The 16048-nt window shown below is 68.6% G+C and carries 17 protein-coding genes and 1 tRNA gene; 15 read left to right on the forward strand and 3 right to left on the reverse strand.

Translation table 11 applies throughout. The features are described from left to right. The first annotated feature begins 83 nt into the window (after window positions 1–83). Window positions 84–374, forward strand: a complete 291-nt coding sequence (locus tag CPY97_RS07485) for a hypothetical protein (RefSeq protein ID WP_096421526.1) — start codon at window positions 84–86, stop codon at window positions 372–374. A 22-nt stretch (window positions 375–396) separates the two neighbouring features. Here CPY97_RS07485 and CPY97_RS07490 read toward each other — a convergent pair whose 3' ends face one another. Beyond that, on the reverse strand, window positions 397–1272 hold the full coding sequence (locus tag CPY97_RS07490; protein WP_096421528.1) for a hypothetical protein: 876 nt from the start codon (window positions 1270–1272) through the stop codon (window positions 397–399). A gap of 40 nt (window positions 1273–1312) precedes the next feature. Here CPY97_RS07490 and CPY97_RS07495 point away from each other — a divergent pair, with 40 nt between their 5' ends. Beyond that, on the forward strand, window positions 1313–1705 hold the full coding sequence (locus tag CPY97_RS07495) for a DUF2834 domain-containing protein (RefSeq protein ID WP_096421530.1): 393 nt from the start codon (window positions 1313–1315) through the stop codon (window positions 1703–1705). Beyond that, window positions 1702–2097, forward strand: a complete 396-nt coding sequence (locus CPY97_RS07500) for a GNAT family N-acetyltransferase (RefSeq protein WP_096421532.1) — start codon at window positions 1702–1704, stop codon at window positions 2095–2097. Before CPY97_RS07495 ends, CPY97_RS07500 begins: the two co-directional genes overlap by 4 nt. A gap of 70 nt (window positions 2098–2167) precedes the next feature. Here CPY97_RS07500 and CPY97_RS07505 read toward each other — a convergent pair. Next, window positions 2168–2253, reverse strand: a tRNA-Leu gene (locus CPY97_RS07505). A gap of 86 nt (window positions 2254–2339) precedes the next feature. On the opposite strand from CPY97_RS07505, the gene CPY97_RS07510 reads away from it, so the two are divergent. Together CPY97_RS07510 and CPY97_RS07515 are read left to right on the forward strand one after the other, a co-directional pair. Next, window positions 2340–3668, forward strand: coding sequence for a M20/M25/M40 family metallo-hydrolase (locus tag CPY97_RS07510; protein ID WP_096421534.1), 1329 nt, complete (start codon window positions 2340–2342; stop codon window positions 3666–3668). Window positions 3669–3686: 18 nt separating this feature from the next. Then, entirely contained in the window at window positions 3687–4532 is an 846-nt protein-coding gene (locus tag CPY97_RS07515; protein ID WP_096421536.1) for an undecaprenyl-diphosphate phosphatase, read from the forward strand. 9 nt (window positions 4533–4541) lie between these two features. Here the strand turns inward: CPY97_RS07515 and CPY97_RS07520 are convergent, their stop codons facing one another. Further along, window positions 4542–5468: a PAC2 family protein gene (locus CPY97_RS07520; protein WP_096421538.1), complete on the reverse strand. Its 927-nt coding sequence runs from the start codon at window positions 5466–5468 to the stop codon at window positions 4542–4544. Between the two features lie 76 nt (window positions 5469–5544). Between CPY97_RS07520 and CPY97_RS07525 the strand changes: the two genes are divergently transcribed. Genes CPY97_RS07525 through CPY97_RS07570 form a run of 10 tightly spaced genes read left to right on the forward strand, consistent with a single transcriptional unit; the run spans window position 5545 to window position 16047 of the window. Further along, a complete protein-coding gene (locus CPY97_RS07525; RefSeq protein ID WP_269457816.1) occupies window positions 5545–6252 on the forward strand; it encodes an HAD family hydrolase in 708 nt (235 codons plus the stop codon). Continuing rightward, window positions 6249–7235: a tRNA (adenine-N1)-methyltransferase gene (locus CPY97_RS07530; protein WP_096421540.1), complete on the forward strand. Its 987-nt coding sequence runs from the start codon at window positions 6249–6251 to the stop codon at window positions 7233–7235. The genes CPY97_RS07525 and CPY97_RS07530 overlap by 4 nt, the downstream gene beginning before the upstream one ends. Next, window positions 7232–8239 carry an FKBP-type peptidyl-prolyl cis-trans isomerase gene (locus CPY97_RS07535; protein ID WP_096421542.1) on the forward strand — a complete coding sequence of 336 codons (1008 nt, stop codon included), beginning with the start codon at window positions 7232–7234 and terminating at the stop codon, window positions 8237–8239. Before CPY97_RS07530 ends, CPY97_RS07535 begins: the two co-directional genes overlap by 4 nt. A gap of 19 nt (window positions 8240–8258) precedes the next feature. Then, on the forward strand, window positions 8259–9260 hold the full coding sequence (locus CPY97_RS07540) for a WYL domain-containing protein (RefSeq protein ID WP_096421544.1): 1002 nt from the start codon (window positions 8259–8261) through the stop codon (window positions 9258–9260). Beyond that, entirely contained in the window at window positions 9253–10245 is a 993-nt protein-coding gene (locus CPY97_RS07545) for a helix-turn-helix transcriptional regulator (protein ID WP_096421546.1), read from the forward strand. Before CPY97_RS07540 ends, CPY97_RS07545 begins: the two co-directional genes overlap by 8 nt. Before the next feature lie 37 nt (window positions 10246–10282). Next, entirely contained in the window at window positions 10283–10507 is a 225-nt protein-coding gene (locus tag CPY97_RS07550; RefSeq protein ID WP_096421548.1) for a twin-arginine translocase TatA/TatE family subunit, read from the forward strand. Window positions 10508–10511: 4 nt separating this feature from the next. After that, complete coding sequence (tatC, locus tag CPY97_RS07555) at window positions 10512–11321, forward strand: twin-arginine translocase subunit TatC (protein ID WP_231923879.1); 810 nt, start codon at window positions 10512–10514, stop codon at window positions 11319–11321. Next, window positions 11314–13749, forward strand: a complete 2436-nt coding sequence (locus CPY97_RS07560) for a DEAD/DEAH box helicase (protein WP_096421552.1) — start codon at window positions 11314–11316, stop codon at window positions 13747–13749. The genes tatC and CPY97_RS07560 overlap by 8 nt, the downstream gene beginning before the upstream one ends. Then, window positions 13742–15286: an apolipoprotein N-acyltransferase gene (gene lnt / locus CPY97_RS07565; protein WP_096421554.1), complete on the forward strand. Its 1545-nt coding sequence runs from the start codon at window positions 13742–13744 to the stop codon at window positions 15284–15286. The genes CPY97_RS07560 and lnt overlap by 8 nt, the downstream gene beginning before the upstream one ends. Then, a complete protein-coding gene (locus tag CPY97_RS07570) occupies window positions 15283–16047 on the forward strand; it encodes a polyprenol monophosphomannose synthase (protein ID WP_096421556.1) in 765 nt (254 codons plus the stop codon). The genes lnt and CPY97_RS07570 overlap by 4 nt, the downstream gene beginning before the upstream one ends. Window position 16048: the final 1 nt, after the last annotated feature.

Below are 16048 nucleotides of genomic sequence, written 5' to 3' on the forward strand. Positions count from 1 at the left end.
GAATATGGCAAGCTGCACCGACATTCAATCGGCGTGTTGCGGAATGTGTTGACGGGACGGCGCCGGGGGAGGAGGCTTCGAGCATGATTCGGCTCAGGGCGACCGCGGTGTTCACCGCCATCGCCGCCCTCACCCTCGTGGGATGCGCCTCGAATGGTTCAGGATGCTCGGGCGCATTCGACGCCGAACTCACGCCCGACGCGGCCGGCTTTGCGACACCGATCGAGGCCGCCGAAGCGTGGGCCGCCACCACCGATGCGCCTGACACGGGCTGGACCGAGTCAGGGGAGACCGTCGTCGCCGACGACTGGGTCCTGACGGTAGTTGAGGCAGCCGGGGGCGGCTGGCTGGTCCAGTCTCAGCGCTGCGCGTGAGTCGATTCGACACAGCTCCCTGCTAGAGCCCCAACTCCTCAACTCGCTCACGCACAAACGCCGCCCCCGCGGCGTCGTGAATCAGCTCGCCCATGGTGACGACGGGGTAGTCGCGCGCGAGCATCCCGTCGCTCGGCCGCACGTCGACGTGCACCGCCTCAAGCCCGTCGGCGTGAACGTGGTCGGCCATCAGGTAGTCCGAGCGCGAGTCACCCGCCGAATACCAGCGCGGCGCGCTCACTCCGTGCCCCGCGAACCACTCGAGCGCCCGCGCCGCCCCACGATCCTTGTCGAGTAGCACCGATTCGACGTCGGTCGAGATGATCGTCGGGTCGATCCGCCACGGAATCTCGCCCCGCGCATCCGCCTGCTCCCGCTCGCCGTAGCGCAGCCCCAGCCCGCGGTCGACGAGCAGCTGCCATACGCGCTCCTGAAACTCGTCGCGCGCCGGCCAGTACTCCTCGTGCGCGATGTCGGCGCGCGCCTCGAGCGAGATCATGACGTGCTTGCCCTCGTCGACCTCCATCGCGTGCGCATACTCGGCGCGCGCGAGGGCGTGCACCGCCTCCGTGACGTCCGTCGGGATCGCGAGCCCCGCATCCACCTCGATCTCACCGAGACCGCGATCGGCGGTGATCGGCGCCCACGCGCCGCCCTTCTCCACGACGGCGAAGACGGGCGCCCCGTCGGGCAGCCCCGCCTCGACCAGCCGCGCCGCGACCTCATCACGCACAAACACCGTGCTGCGCCCCGTGATGAAGGCAATCGGCACGCCCACCGTCGCCAACGCCACCAGGTCGGGCAGGATGCTCGGCTCGACGATGCGCCGCTCCACCGGGCTCGCGATCGGCCCGTCAACGTCGAGAAGCAGTCCGAACGGTGCTGAGAATGCGCTCACGCCTCCATCCTCGCCGAACCGCGCCGGGCACAATGACCCCATGACCCGCTACTGGACCCCGCGCGCCGCCGTCTTCGGCATCATCGCCGTCGCTGGCCTCGTCGGCACCTGGACGTACAACGCCATCGCCATCATCGAACGCACCGACTTCCTCGGCGACTGGTTCAACAACGGCCCCGCCGTCGGCTCGCTGACCACCGATCTGCTCGTCATGGCGGTCGCGGGATGCGCGTTCATCGTCATCGAGGGACGCCGGCTCGGCATGCGCCACCTGTGGGCGTACATCGTGTTCTCGGGGCTGACGGCGATCGCCTTCACGTTTCCGCTGTTTCTGATGAACCGCGAGCGGCACCTCGAGCGGCAGCGGCAGCACGCGGCCGCGCTCGAAACCGAGCCGGGCGCGTCGGGGCAGGGGAGTACCGTTCCGGCATGAGCATCGAGGTTCTCTCCGCCGTCGGCCGCTTTGCGGATGTCGCCGAGGTCGTTGGCACGAAGAACCCCGGCGCAGGCGCCTGCTGGTGCATGAGCTACCGCGACTCCCGGCCGGCGAACGCCGAGCGCCCTGGCTATATGGCGCGTGAGTGCGAGACCGAACCCGGCCCCGGTGTCCTCGCGTACGTCGACGGCGAGGTGGCCCACGCGGCGGCACACGGTGCCACCGTGGTCGAGGGCTATCCGGCCGAAACCCAGGGCGAGCGCATCGACAGCATCTCGGGGTACGTCGGCACGACAGCGCTGTTTGAGGCGCACGGCTTTGAGCGGGTGATCGAGACCTCGGCGCACGCCGGCCATCGCACCCGCTGGCTCATGCGTCGCGAGCTGTGACGGCCGAACGGCGAAGACATGCGAAACGGCCCCCGAGATTCATCGTCTCGGGGGCCGCTTACACCCAGCGTGCGCGAGGGGGGACTTGAACCCCCACGCCCTAATACGGGCACTAGCACCTCAAGCTAGCGCGTCTGCCAATTCCGCCACCCGCGCTGGTTTGTCGGGCCCCGAGGGGCCGAACGAGGTACGACATTAGCACGGAATGCGGGCGCGGATGCGCGCCGGGTAGCGTGGAACTCATGGCCGCCGACGAGACCCTCAGCGACACCGCCCGGATCGCCCGCGACCTCATTCGTTTCGACACGACGAACTGGGGTGAGGGCCGCAGTCGCGGCGAGACGGAGGCGGCCGAATACGTCGGTGCGATCCTCGAATCGCTCGGCCTCAGCATCGAATACGTCGACGCCGCCGATCGTCGCACCAGCGTCATCGCGAAGGTCGCCGGCTCCTACGCGAACCCGGTCGACACGAGCCGCTCCGAGCGCCCCGGGCTCGTCGTGCACGGCCACCTCGACGTCGTTCCCGCCGACCCGGCGAACTGGAGCGTCGACCCGTTCGGCGGCGAGATCCGCGATGGGCTCTTGTGGGGTCGCGGCGCGGTCGACATGAAGAACATGGATGCGATGATCCTGACCGCGCTCACCGAGATTCTCGAGGGCGGTCGCCAGCCGAATCGCGACCTGACGATCGCGTTCTTCTCCGACGAGGAGAACGGCGGCGTCTATGGCTCGCATCACCTGGTCACGCATCGCCCCGAATTGTTCGCCGGCGCGACGGAAGCCATCAGCGAGGTGGGCGGCTACTCCGTCGAGATCGGCGGCAAGCGCGCCTACCTGCTGCAGACGGGGGAGAAGGCGCTCATCTGGATCCGCTTGCGCGCTCGCGGGGTCGCCGCCCACGGATCCCGCGTCATCCCGAACAATGCGGTCACGAAGCTTGCCGAGGCGGTTGTCGCGCTCGGCCGCGAAGAGTGGCCGCTGCACCTCACCGACACCACGTCTCAACTGCTCGGCGAAGTCGCACGCCTGCTCAACGCGGACCTCGAGACCACGGGCCCTGATGAGTTGCTGCTGCGTACGGGCACGGCCGCCGGTTTCCTCACGGCGACCCTCCGCACGACGAGCAACCCCACGCTGCTCGCGGCCGGCTACAAGCACAACGTGATCCCCGACGCGGCCGAGGCGCTCATCGACATCCGCACCCTGCCGGGCGACGAAGACGCCGTGCTCGACAGGGTGCGAGAACTCATCGGCGACGACATCGAGCTCGAGATCGTCGTGCAAGACGTCGGGCTCGAAAACCCCTTCTCGGGCCCCATCGTCGACGCCATGGTCGGCACGCTCAAGGCCCACGACCCCGAGGCTGAGGTGCTGCCGTACCTGTTGAGCGGCGGCACCGACAACAAGGCGCTCAGCGAGCTCGGCATCACCGGATACGGCTTCGCCCCGCTGCGCCTCACGCCCGAGCTCGACTTTCCCGCTATGTTCCACGGGGTCGACGAGCGCGTTCCGCTCGCCGCCCTCGACTTCGGCCACCGCGCGCTGACCGACTTCCTCCTCACCTACTAGAAAGCGATTCCCGATCCCGTGAGCACCAGTACGTACGTCGACGCGATCATCCTGGGCGTCGTTCAGGGCATCACCGAATTCCTGCCGATCTCCTCCAGCGCGCACCTGCGCATCGTCGGCGAATTCCTGCCCGCCGCGACCGACCCTGGCGCGACCTTCACCGCGATCACGCAGATCGGTACGGAGCTTGCCGTCGTGCTGTTCTTCTGGCGCGACATCACGCGCATCCTCAGCCGCTGGTTCGCGCACGTGTTCCGTCGCGGGGTTCCCGCGAGCGACCCCGACGTGCGCATGGGCTGGCTGATCATCATCGGCTCCGTGCCGATCGCCGTGGCCGGCTACTTCGGGCAGGAGTACATTCGCGACACCTTCCGCTCGCTGTGGCTCGTCGCGATCTTTCTGATCGGCTTCGGCCTGCTGCTCGGCCTGGCAGACTATCTCGGCCGACGCACGCGCGAGCTGAACGACCTCACGTACCCGCACGGCCTCTACTACGGCCTCGCGCAGATGCTGGCGCTCGTGCCGGGCGTCTCGCGTTCGGGCGCCACGACGACCATGGGTCTCGCGCTCGGCTACACCCGGCCCGCCGCCGCCCGCTACGCCTTCCTCCTCGCGATCCCGGCCGTCTTCGGCTCAGGGTTCTACGAGCTGCGCACGGCACTGATCGACCCGACAACGACCGGCCCCTTCGGCTGGGGAGAGACGCTCGTCGCCACCGGCATCGCCTTCGTCATCGCCCTCGTCGTCATCGCGGGGCTCATGGCCTACATCTCGAAGCGCTCGTTCCTGCCATTCGTGATCTATCGCGTGCTGCTCGGCTCGACGATCCTGATCCTGCTCTCGACGGGCGTGCTCGAAGGCTGATCCGACGCGCTACTCGTCGCGGCGCACGTCTCCGCCGGGCTCGTCGTCGTCGTGCTTGCGCAGGTAGCGCTCGAATTCTTGCGCGATGGCCTCGCCACTCGCCTCGGGAGCCTCGACGGCATCCCGCGCTTTTTCGAGCTGCGCGATGTAGCCGCGCATCTCGTCGTCCTCCTCGGCGAGCGCGTCGATGCCCTCCTCCCAGGTGCGGGCTTCATCGAGCAGTTCGCCGCGCGGAATCGTCACGTCGACCAGCTCCTCCAGCCGATCGAGCAGCGCGAGCGTGGCCTTCGGCGAGGGTGCGTTGTGCACGTAGTGGGGCACGGATGCCCACAGCGAGACCGTCGGAATGCCCACCTCCTCAGCGGCCTCCACGATGACGCTGAGGATGCCCACGGGGCCCTCGTAGCTCGACCGCTCGAGCCCGAGTTCGTCGCGCACCTCGGCGTTCTCGCTCGTGGCGGTCACGGCGATCGGGCGCGTGTGCGGGACGTCGGCGAGCAGCGCCCCCAGCAGAATGATGCCGGTCACGTCGGCGGTGAGTGCCTGGTCAACGGTCTCGGTCGCGAACGTGCGCCACCCGCGCGAGGGTTCCGTGCCGAGCAGCAGGTAGATGTTGTCGTGGTTCATCCCGCTCACCGCGAGCGGGTCATCGGACGGTGCGGCGGATGCGCGAGGCAAACCGTCATCGACCGCCGGTCCGAACAGGGTCACCCCGGGCCATCGCAGCCGGCGCCGGCCGTCGTCGTCCGTCTCGATCATCGGCCGATTCAGCTGGAAGTCGTAGTAGTCCTCCGGGTCGATGTCGGCGATGGGGACGACGTCGAGCACATCCTTCAGCGCGCGCACCGCGCCGCTCGCGGCCTCCCCGGCGTCGTTCCAGCCTTCAAAGGCCACGACAAGGAGACGTCCTCCGCGAAAAAGATCCGTGTGCGCCACGCGCCCTCATTTCCCTTGGGCTCCGGATGCTCACCGGAGCGTCCCCCAGGATAGAACGCAACTAGACTCGTGCGTCGTGACCAGCGCCAGCCAGCCCTTCGACCGTCCCGCCGCCGTGCTGTGGGATATGGACGGCACCATTGTCGACACCGAGCCGTATTGGATGGCCGCGGAGGTCGCCCTCGTCGAGTCCTTTGGCGGCTCCTGGTCGACCGAGGACGCCATGCAGCTCGTCGGCTCTGGCCTCGAAAACTCGGCGGTGATCCTGCAGCGCGCGGGTGTTGACCTCGAGGTGCAGCAGATCATTGACCGCCTGACCGACGAGGTGCTGACGCAGATCGACGTTGCGGTTCCCTGGCGACCGGGCGCCCGCGAACTGATTGAGCGCCTGCGCGACACGGGCATCCCGATCGCGCTCGTGACGATGTCGATGCGACGCATGGCGCTTCGCGTCGCCGACGCCATCGGGCCCGGCACCTTCGACGTGGTGATCGGCGGCGACGACGTGGAGCACGAGAAGCCCCACCCCGAGCCGTATCTGACCGCAGCCGAGCGGCTCGGCGTCGAGATCAGCCACTGTGTCGCGATTGAAGACTCGCAGTTCGGGCTCGCCTCGGCTATCAGTTCCGGCGCCGCCGCGATCGGCGCCCCGCTGCACCTGGCGCTTCAGGAGGGGCCGACGCACGTGCTGTGGCCGAGCCTAGAGGGGCGCACCATCGCCGATCTCACCGCCGTGTTGAACGCTCACCACGGATTCCGCCCGGCCGCGGAGGGGCACCGATGAGCGCCGCACGGCGTCGCGGGCCGTTCCGGGTTGGCGACCAGGTGCAGCTCACCGACCCGAAGGGGCGCCTCAACACGGTCACCCTGCAACCGGGAGGCTCGTTCCACTCGCATCGCGGTGCCCTCGCCCACGAGGACCTGATCGGGCTACCCGACGGAAGCGTGGTCGAAAACTCTGCCGGTGTCGCCTACCTGGCGCTCCGCCCTCTGCTGACCGACTTCGTCATGTCGATGCCGCGCGGCGCGGCGATCATCTACCCGAAGGATGCGGCCCAGATTCTCGGCGCCGCCGACATCTTCCCGGGCGCGCGTGTAATCGAAGCGGGCGTCGGCTCGGGGGCTCTATCGACGTGGCTGCTGCGCGCGATCGGCCCCGAGGGGCACCTGTTCTCGTTCGAGCGCCGCGAGGAGTTCGCCGACATCGCCCGCGGCAACGTCGAGACCTTCATGGGCGGCCGGGTCGACAACTGGAGCATCACCCTCGGCGACCTTCAAGAGCAGCTGCCCACCGTGGTGGACGCGGGAAGTGCCGACCGCGCTGTGCTCGACATGCTCGCGCCCTGGGAGTGTCTGGACTCCGTCGCCGACGCGCTTGTGCCCGGGGGAGTCGTGCTGTGCTACGTCGCGACCGTCACGCAGCTGTCGCGCGTCGCCGAAGCCATGCGCGATCTCGGCCGGTTCACCGAGCCGCTCGCCAACGAGACGATGGTGCGCGGCTGGCACCTCGATGGCCTTGCTGTCCGCCCCGACCACCGCATGGTTGCCCACACCGGCTTCCTCATCACGGCGCGCCGCCTCGCCGACGGATCACCCACGTTCTCCAAGGCCCGTCGCGGCTCCAAGACCGAGGCGAGCGACGAGGACGTCGAGCTCTGGACGCCGGGCGCGGTCGGCGAACGTCAGGCGAGCGCGAAGCGGCTGCGAAAAGCCGCGCGGCAGGCGCAGTCGACCGCGAAGCGGTCAGCCGACGGCGCACTAGAGTGAAGAACGCCCAACTCGACGAAAGAGGTCTCGTGCGCACTGTTCCCGCGCTCATCGTCTCGACGGCCCTGCTCGCCACGCTGACAGCGTGCGCGCCGCTGGGCGGTTCCGCCGCATGCGAGCCGGCCATCCCGAGCGGTGAATCGCCCACATTTGTGCGCGCCTCCGGGCCCGTGTCGAGCGCGCCGGACGTGAGCTTCCCGACCCCGCTGCGGACGCAGGGCGCCCAGCAGGCCGTGCTCGTGGAGGGGGAGGGTGACACGATCGCAGAAGGTCAGGTCGTCGACTTCCAGGTGAGCCTGTACTCCGGTGTCGACGGTGAACTCATCACCCAGAGCGCGTACGACGACACGAGCAGCCCGTTGCGCCGGACGGCTGGCGCTGACATGGACATCCTCGCCGAGGTCGTGCAGTGCGCTCAGGTCGGCTCGCGTATTGCGGCGACCGGCACGATCGCCGACGTGTTCGGGGCCGGCACGCTCGACCCCGCCCTCGGGCTCGACGACAGTGACGCCGTCGTGCTCGTGCTCGACATCGAGGCGGCGTACCTCGGCCGCGCGACGGGCACCCCGCAGCTCGGCGCGAACGGCGTACCCGCCGTGGTGACGGCCCCCGACGGGCGCCCCGGCGTGACGATTCCCAACCAGGACGCGCCCGACGAGCTGGTCGCCCACGTGTTGACGCGGGGAGGCGGCGCCGAGGTTGCCGCCGACGACAGCGTCGTCATGCACTACACCGGCCTCGTGTGGGAGACCGAGCGCGTGTTCGACTCGAGCTGGGAGCGCGGCGCACCCGCGACCTTCCCCGCGACGAGCTTCCTCGACGACCCCAATGGCATCGTTCCGGGTCTTGCCGAGGCTCTTGTCGGTCAGACGGTCGGCTCGCAGGTGGTCGTCGTGATCCCGCCGTCACTCGGCTACCCCTCGGGGCAGGCACCCGCGTCGATTCCGGAGGGCAGCACGATGGTGTTCGTCGTCGACGTTCTCGGCATTGAGGACCGCGGCTGAGCAGCCATCGCGTTCTAGGATGGCGAGCGTGACCGCTGATGCCTCCGGCCGCCGCGTCTCAGCCGAAGAGCGGCAGTTCAGTCTCGTGCTCGCGCTCATCGCGACCGAGACGGGGCTCACCAAGACCCAGATCCTGTCGACCGTCGAGGGCTACAGCGCACGGTTTGTGCCCGGCGGGGACAATGCGAGCCTCGAGCGGCAGTTCGAGCGGGACAAGGATGACCTGCGCGAGCTCGGCATCCCGCTCGAGACGTTCGACCAGCCGGGCGCCGACGGCGACACGAAGCTGCAACGCTATCGAGTATCGCGGGCCGAGTACCCCCTTCCCGACGACATCACGTTCAGTTCGGAAGAGCTCGCACTGTTGGGGCTCGCCGGGCAGGTCTGGCGAGAGGGCTCGCTGAGTGACGATTCTCGCCGCGCCCTCACGAAGCTGCGCGGCCTCGGCGTCGCGGTCGGCGCCACCGTCATCGGGGTCGCCCCGACACTGCGCGCGCACGACCGGGCGCACGCGCCGCTCACCCTCGCGATCAGTCGGGGCCGTCAGGTCGAATTCCACTACCTGAAACCGGGGGATGCTCGACCCGAGCATCGGCGCGTGTCACCCCAGGCGCTCGTGCAGCACGAAGGACGCTGGCACCTGCAGGGCTTCGACGAGGGCAAGGGGGGCGAGCGAACCTTCCTCCTGCAGCGCATCGTGGGGGGCGTTCGCCTGCGCACGGACGTGGCGCGCGAGCCCGCCAGCGACGCCGCCGAGCGCGCCCTCGCCGACTTGCGCACGCTGTGGACGCAGCAGCGCGCGACCGTCTCCGTGACCCCCGGCAGCGAGGCCGACGTGGTTCTCCGCAATCGGGCTGGCACAGAGGTCGACGGCGACGTACTCGTGGTGCACACCACCGATTTCCAGTTGCTGGCTGACGAACTCGCCGGATTCGGCGACGAGGTGCAGGTCGTGAGCCCTCGGGTCCTGGTCGACGCGGTCCTCGACCGGTGGATGCACGTGGCAGGCTCCCATGGCTGACCGTCGCGACGCAGGCGGCACGAGCACCGACCGTCTCGCGTTCCTCCTCGCCCTCGTGCCGTACCTCATCGACCAGGTGAGCGTCTCGGTGGACGAGGCCGCCGACCACTTCGGTACGACGCCAGAGCGCATCCGACGCGCGGTTGAACTCATCGCGGTGAGCGGCGTGCCCGACGCCAGCGGCAGTGTGCTGCCGGGCTCCGGCATGTTCGACATCGACTGGGACCAGTTCGAGGAGCAGTCGATCATCCGCTTCCGCCAGGCGCCGCTCACCGAGCAGCCCCGGTTATCGGGTCGCGAAGCTGCGGCTCTCATCGCGGGGTTGCAGACCATCATGGCGCTGCCCGACTACGCCGAGCGCGACGACCTCTGGGCGCTGCGCGAGAAGCTCGCGCGCGGCTCGGCCTCCGGCGTTGCTCCCGTCGCTGTCGCACCGGGCGACTCCAGCGAGACGCTGCAGGAGGTGCGGCGTGCTCAGTCCGCGGGTCTCCGGCTCGCGCTCGACTACGTGAGCGGCGACGGTGACCGCGAGGAACGTCTCGTCGATCCCATCCGTCTCGACTCGATCGACGGGGTCTGGTACTTGCGCGCCTGGTGCCTGACGCGCGGTGCCGAGCGAACGTTCCGGGTCGACCGGATCGCGAACGTTCGATCCGCGGGCACGGCAGATGAGCATCCCGCGTCGACGGCGGACCCGGCGAGCCTGTTCAGTGGCGGGGCGGCGGGCGCCGTGCGTGTCGAGTTCGAACTGCACGAGGCGGCACTTCCGCTGGTCGCCGACTACCTACCCGACGACGTGCGCCCGGTCGACGGTGACCCAGGCCGCGTACGCGCCACGGTGGAGCTCTCGAACGTCACGAAGGTGGGGCGACTTGCGGCCCGGCTCGTCGGCGCTGGGCACATCGTCACGCCGGAGGCGGCGACGGAAGCCCGACACTGGGCCGAACGCGCCATTGCCGCACAGAATCGCCGGTTAGACTCGTGACCACCTCGCACCCCCGCACACGAAGGACGTGAGCTGAATGCCCCAACTCTCCGGCTGGACCGGCCTCATTCTGCTGTTGGTCATCCTGCTCCTCTTCGCCGCTCCGAAGCTTCCGCAGCTCGCCAAGAGCCTGGGCCAGTCCATGACGATCTTCAAGAAGGAAGTGAAGGCCGGCAAGGACGCCGAGGCGGCAGAGCGCGATCAGACCGCCGAGAGCACCGACGCGGCGACCGACGGTCCCGACTCCGCCACCAGCAAGTAGGGCGGTGAGCGACCGCCCGACGCGGTCCCGGAATCCCGAGGGCCGCATGACCCTCGGCCAGCACTTGGTCGAACTGCGCAAGCGCATCACGATCGCCGGTGTGGCGATCATCATCGCCGCGATTGGTGGCTGGTGGCTTGTCGACCCGATCTGGGCAGCGCTCAGCGAGCCGGTTCTGCGCATCGCGGAAGAGCAAGACCGGGATGCTTCACTCACGTACGTCACGGTCGGCGAGGCGTTCGACACCCACCTCATCATTATGTTCTTGGTCGGAATCGTGGTGGCATCACCGGTGTGGCTCTACCAGCTCTGGGCCTTCATCGTGCCTGCGCTGCACAAGAACGAGAAGGGTTACGCCGTCGGATTCCTGGTCGCCGGCGCACCACTGTTCATCAGCGGCTGCGTCGCCGCATGGCTGGTGTTTCCGAACATCGTCACCCTGCTCACCGGGTTCGCCTTTAGTGACTCCGCGACACTTCTCCAAGCGCGCATCTATCTCGACTTCGCGGTGAAGTTCATCCTCGCCATCGGGGTCGGATTCGTGCTCCCGCTCCTGCTGGTGCTGCTCAACTTCGCCCGCGTCGTCAGCGCCCAGGCGATGTTGAAGGCGTGGCGCTGGGCGATACTCGCGATCGCCACCTTCACGGCGCTCGCGACGCCCGCCGCTGACGTGCTCTCGATGGTGCTGTTGGCGATTCCGCTCGTCGGCCTGTACTTCGCCGCGTGCGCGGTGGCTGCCTTCAACGACCGTCGCATTGCCCGCAAGGAGGCGACGCTGGCCGACGAGTACGGACTAGCGTCTTCTGATGACTGACGTCAGGTCACCGGCCGAGCGATACGAAGAGGCCCGAGCGTTACGCCAGCTGCCGCGACTGCGGGCCTTCCGTGACCAGCTGACGTTCGATCTCGATCCCTTCCAGGCGGCCGCCTGTCGCACGCTGGAAGAGGGCCGCAGCGTGCTGGTTGCGGCACCCACGGGCGCCGGCAAGACGATTGTCGCGGAATTCGCCGTCTTCCTCGCGATGTTCGACGCGCGCGCGAAGATCTTCTACACCGCGCCGATGAAGGCGTTGAGCAACCAGAAGTACACCGAACTCGTGGCCCAATACGGGGCCAGCGAGGTGGGGTTGCTGACCGGCGACACAAACATCAACGCGACCGCCCGCATCGTCGTCATGACGACCGAGGTGCTGCGCAACATGCTCTACGCCGACTCCGACCTGCTCACCGACCTCGCCTACGTCGTGATGGACGAGGTGCACTACCTCGCCGACCGCTTCCGCGGCGCCGTGTGGGAAGAGGTGATCATCCACCTACCCGAGTCGGTACGTCTCATCTCGCTGTCGGCCACGGTGTCGAACGCGGAGGAGTTCGGCGACTGGCTGCAGGCCGTGCGGGGAGACACGGACGTCATCGTCTCGGAGGTGCGCCCGGTGCCGCTCGAGCAGCACGTCATCGTGCGCTCAAAGATGGTCGACCTGTTCGACTCGTCCGGCCGCGCGGCCACCAATCGGGTGAATCCCGAGCTCGTGCAGTTGGCCAGGGCGGGTGGCTATTCGCAGCAGGGAGGCGGGCGCGGGCGCAAGCACCCCAGCCGCTGGCAGGCACACCGTGGCCGTGACGAGGGCCGCATGTCGCGCGCCGAGATCGTGCAGCTGCTCGACGGCAAGAATCTCCTTCCCGCGATCTTCTTCATCTTCAGCCGCATGGGCTGCGATCAGGCCGTTCGGCAGGTGCTGCGCTCGGGCGTGCGCCTGACCGACGCCCACGAGCGGGAAGAAATTCGCCAGATCGTCGAAGAGCGCTGCCGCACACTGCGCGATGACGACCTCGCCGTGCTCGGCTACTGGGAGTGGCTCGACGGCCTACAGCGGGGGGTCGCCGCCCACCATGCCGGCCTGCTCCCCGCCTTCAAGGAGGTCGTCGAAGAGCTCTTCCAGAAGAAGCTGTTGAAGGCAGTTTTCGCCACCGAGACACTCGCGCTCGGCATCAACATGCCCGCCCGCACCGTCGTGCTCGAGAAGCTCGAGAAGTTCAACGGCGAGGCGCGCGTGCCGATCACGCCGGGGGAGTACACCCAGCTCACCGGCCGGGCTGGCCGCCGCGGCATCGACGTCGAGGGGCACTCGGTCATTCAGTGGGCCTCGGGGCTCGACCCGCAGGCCGTCGCCTCGCTCGCCTCCCGGCGCACCTATCCGCTGAATTCCTCGTTCCGCCCGACCTACAATATGGCCGTGAACCTCATCGAGCAATTTGGCCGCCCGCGCACGCGCGAGATTCTCGAAAGCTCGTTCGCGCAGTTCCAGGCAGACCGCGCCGTCGTCGACCTCGCGCGCACGGTCCGCAAGCACGACGAGGCGCTCGACGGCTACGCCCGCGCCATGGAGTGCCACCTCGGCGACTTCCGCCAGTACTCGTCGCTCCGCCGTGAACTGAGCGATCTGGAGCGTCAGCGGTCGTCGGATGCGCGTGGCGCGCGTGCCGAGCGTGACCGTCGACAGAAACAGATCGAGGGCGTCAGAACGCGGATGCGCAAGCATCCGTGTGATGGCTGCGCCGATCGGGAGGCCCACTCGCGCTGGGCGGAGCGTTACTGGCGCCTGAAACACGAACGCGACAAGGTGAGCCGCCAGATTCAGGGGCGCACGGGGGCCGTTGCGCAGGTGTTCGATCGGGTCACCGACGTGCTGGGCGAACTCGGCTACCTCGTCGATGACGACCACGGCAGGCTCGGCCTGTCGGCCCACGGTCGCGCGCTTCGGCGCATCTACGGTGAACGCGACCTGCTCGTCGCCGAGGCACTGCGTCGCGACCTCTGGCGCGACCTCGATGCCGCGGGGCTCGCCGCCATGGCGTGCGCGATCGTGTTCGAAGCGCGACGCGACGACGGACAGGCCCCCGAGTATGCGCTCCCGCGCGGGGCCTTCCGTCCCGCACTCGAGCGCACACAAGAGCTCTGGGCTCGACTCGACGATCTGGAACGCGAGCACCGCCTGCCCGGCACGGACCCTCTCGCAACATCGCTGGCTCTGCCCATGCAGAAGTGGGCACAGGGTACCGCGCTCGACGTGGTGTTGCGCGACGCCGACCTCGCCGCGGGGGACTTCGTACGCTGGTGCAAGCAGACCATCGACCTCCTCGACCAGATCTCGCTCGTTGCCGACGGGAAAGTCGGTCGCACAGCCCGTACAGCCCTCGACTCCGTGCGACGCGGAATCGTCGCCTACAGTTCCGTTGCCTGATCTGAACCCGACGACCCGCCCGGGGCCGCGCATCGGCGTCGCCCTGCTCGCCGCCGTGCTCGGTGGCTGGCTCATGAGCCTCGCCTACCCCGACCCGGGCTGGTGGCCGATGCTGCTACCCGGGCTCGGACTCGTCCTATGGGCCCTCCGCGGCCGAACAGTGGGCGGGGGCCTGATCATCGGCGCGGTCAGCGGATTCGCCTACTACGGTGCTCTCATCGATTGGCTCACCGCCTACCTCGGTCCCGTGCCGTGGCTCGCCCTCACGCTCGCCCAGGTGTTCTTCACCGCTCTCGGCGGCGCGCTCATTGCGCTCGCCTGGCGCTGGGTCCCGCGCGCGTGGCCCGGCACCGCGGGCCGCCTGGTGCTGACACCGCTCGTAGTCGGCGGCGCTTGGATGGTCCGCGAGGCCGTCTCCAGCGTGTTCCCCTTCGGCGGCTTCGCCTGGGGGAGGCTCGCCCACAGTCAGGCGGAAGGCCCGCTGTCGCCCCTCGTTGCGTGGACGGGCTTTTCCGCGCTCAGCTTCCTGATCGCGGCGCTCGTGGCGATGACGGTTGCCGCGCTCGTCGAGGCACGCCGGTCGCGAGCAGAGCGGGCATCCGTGCCTGCTGCGTTCGCCGTTCTCCTCCTGGTGTGGCCGGCGTTCCCCGTCACGATCATCGGCACCACGACGATCGCGGCTGTGCAGGGCAACTCCAACTCAGGACTCTTCGCCGACTACGAGCGAGGCGAAATCCTGCAGGCACACTACGACGCCACCCGCCCGCTCTTTGGGCGGGAGGGCATCGACATGCTCGTGTGGCCAGAAAACGCCAGTGATCTCGACCCACTGCGGAGCGAATACGCCGCCGGGGTCATGGACATCGTGTCCGAGCAGGTGAACGCACCACTACTCGTCGGCACGATCACGGTTGCCGGCGACAAGACCTTCAACAGCCAGCTGATGTGGCGCACCGGCGAAGGCGCGGTCGACCAATACGACAAGATTCGCCCGGTGCCGTTTGCGGAGTACCTGCCAGCGCGCGAGTTCTTCTACCCGCTCGCCCCCGACCTCTTCGACCTCGTGCCGCGCGACTTCGCCTTCGGCCAGCGCGACACGGTCTTCGACATCGATGGCGTCATCGCCGGCATCGCCATCTGTTTCGATATCGTCGCTGACGACCTCTTTCTGCAGATGATCGACGAGGGGGCCGAGGTCATCATCTCGCCGACCAACAATGCCGACTTCGGCGTCACCGACCAGAGCGTGCAGCAGCTCGCCATCGCGCGCCTCCGCGCGGTCGAGGCGGGGCGCGCACTGGTGAACGCATCCACGGTTGGGGCGAGCGCGATCATCGCGCCGGACGGGTCGACCATCGTCGATCTCCCGCTGTTCGAGCCGGGAACGATGGTTGCTGAGGTGCCGTTGAGCAACACGACGACCCCCGCACACGCGCTCGGCCGCACACTCGAGTGGCTCGTGATCCTCTTCACGGTGGTGACCATCACGAGCGCGGCCGTGCTGGCCCGCCCCCGGCATGGAGCCGCGACCGCATGACGCCACCCGCCGCCTCGGGGGCCGACTGCCTGATTGTCGTGCCCACGTACAACGAGGCCGACAGCCTGCGCTCGATCATCGCGCGCATCCGCGTCGCCGTCCCCGACGCCGACATCCTCATCGTCGACGACGCCTCACCCGACGGAACGGGAGCCATCGCCGACGAACTCGCCGTAGCCGACCGGCGCGTCGATGTCCTACACCGTGCGGCCAAAGACGGCCTCGGAAGCGCCTACCTCGCCGGTTTCGCGGTGGCGGCCGACCGGGGTTACGCCCGTGTCGTGGAGATCGACGCCGATGGCTCACATGATCCCGCCGAACTTCCCGCCATGCTCACCCTCGCACACACGAGCGGTGCCGACCTCGTCATCGGCTCACGATGGGTCCCGGGCGGCTCGGTGGTGAACTGGCCATGGTTCCGACGGGCGATCTCGCGGGCGGGCAACAGCTACGCACGGCGGATGCTCGGGTCCCGGATCAAGGACATCACGGCCGGTTTCCGGGTCTACCGCGTGGCCGCGCTCTCTGGCATCGACCGTGCGCACGTATCCAGCCAGGGGTACTGCTTCCAAGTGGAGCTCGCCTGGCGCGTCGAGCAGTCCGGGGGCGTGGTGCGCGAGCATCCGATCGCGTTCGTCGAACGTGCGAGTGGCCGGTCGAAGATGCACGCGGGAATCGTCGCTGAAGCGCTCGGCCGCGTGACGGCCTGGGGCATCGCCTCCCGAGGCGGACGGCGCCGCCTCACGGGGTGGGACATCTAGC

Source organism: Microcella alkaliphila (genome assembly GCF_002355395.1).
In the GTDB taxonomy this organism is placed as follows: Bacteria; Actinomycetota; Actinomycetes; order Actinomycetales; family Microbacteriaceae; genus Microcella; species Microcella alkaliphila_A.